This window comes from Caballeronia sp. dw_276, from assembly GCF_018449635.1.
Taxonomy (GTDB): Bacteria; Pseudomonadota; Gammaproteobacteria; order Burkholderiales; family Burkholderiaceae; genus Caballeronia.
The window spans coordinates 1-1,476 of sequence record NZ_JAAVUV010000047.1 but is presented as its reverse complement, the minus strand read 5'-3'; the positions used below and the strand labels follow the sequence as shown (position 1 = coordinate 1,476).

At 70.0% G+C, this 1,476-nt stretch carries 1 protein-coding gene; it reads right to left on the bottom strand.

All coding sequences use genetic code 11. The features are described from left to right. Nucleotides 1-1,476, bottom strand: a 1,476-nt coding sequence (locus HB633_RS30540) for a MupA/Atu3671 family FMN-dependent luciferase-like monooxygenase (RefSeq protein WP_213781852.1), incomplete at both ends; no start/stop codon positions are given.

Below are 1,476 nucleotides of genomic sequence, written 5' to 3'. Positions count from 1 at the left end.
GCGATCACCTGCGTGGCCAGCAGCGAATGCCCGCCGAGATCGAAGAAGTCGTCGAGCGCACCTACCCGCTCGCGACCCAGCACCTGCGACCAGATCGCCGCGATCGTGCGCTCCGTGGCCGTGCGCGGCTCGACATAGACACCGGTACCCGCCTGCTCCAGCTCCGGCACCGGCAGCGCGCGACGGTCCAGCTTGCCGTTGGGCGTGAGCGGCATCGCATCGAGCACCACGAAGTGCGACGGCACCATGTACTCCGGCAGGCGCTCCCGCAGATGGCCGCGCAGCACCCGCGCGCCCGGCTTCGCACGCTGCGTCAGCTGCATCAGCCGCTGCAGCGGCGCCAGACCCGCCAGCGCCGCGTCGCTGTCCATCCAGTCGATCAGCCCGGCGATTTCATCCACCCCCGATTCGTACAGCCGCCGTGACAGCGCCTCGCACTCCTCAGGCGTGCCGATCAGCGCGGCGCTACGCGCATAGCGTTCGTAGGCGAACTCCACCACCTGACCGATTTCCGCGTCGCTCGCCCCTTCCGGCACCTCCAGCTCCAGACTGCGTGCCCACGACGACAGCAGGTTCAGGTGCGCACGCATATAGCGTTTGAACGGCTCGCGCGCCCGCTCGCGGGCCACGCTCGGCTCGTCGGCAACGAAGGTATGCACCATCATCGTCACGCGGCCACTGCGCGGATCGTGGCCGTGATCGGCCAGGCTCTGCCGGTACAGCGCGATCTTCTGCGCCGCCTCTTCCACGGTCTGGCCCAGCAGGTGCGTGAGCACGTTCATGCCCAGCCGCCCGGCTTCGATGAAGGTCTCCGGGCTGCCCGCCGCAGTCATCCACAACGGCAGCGCCGGCTGCACCGGCCGCGGATAAACCCGCACCGCGGTGGGCCGCCCCGTCCCGTCGACGAACTCGCGCGCTTCGCCCGCCCACAGCCCGCGCAAGGTCGCGATGCCCTCGATCAGCCGCTCGCGACGACCGGCAAAGTTCTGCGGCGCCAGCACGAAGTCGGTGGGCACCCAGCCCGGTGCGAGCGACAGCCCCACCCGACCGTGCGACAGGTTATCCACCACCGACCATTCCTCGGCTATGCGCAGCGGACTGTGCAGCGGCAGCACCACGCTGCCCGCGCGCAGCCCGACGCGCCGTGTGACGCTCGCGATCGCCGCGGCCAGCACCGACGGGTTCGGATACAGGCTGCCGACCTCGTGGAAATGCCGCTCCGGCATCCACACCGCCTCGAAACCCTGCTCGTCGGCAAAGCGCGCCGACTCCATCACGAGCCGGTAGCGGTCCTGCGTTTCGTCGCTTTGCGCTCCGAAGTAAAACAGGCTGAAGCCCGGCGCGGCCACGGGCTTCGCGCGCCCGTCCTGCGCCGGCTGGCGCGGCACGACGTAGGCCACCAGCTGCTCATGGCCTTGCGCATCGCGCAGCGCCACCACCACGCTCGATTCCACCTGTTCGTGAGCGCCCAGCGCT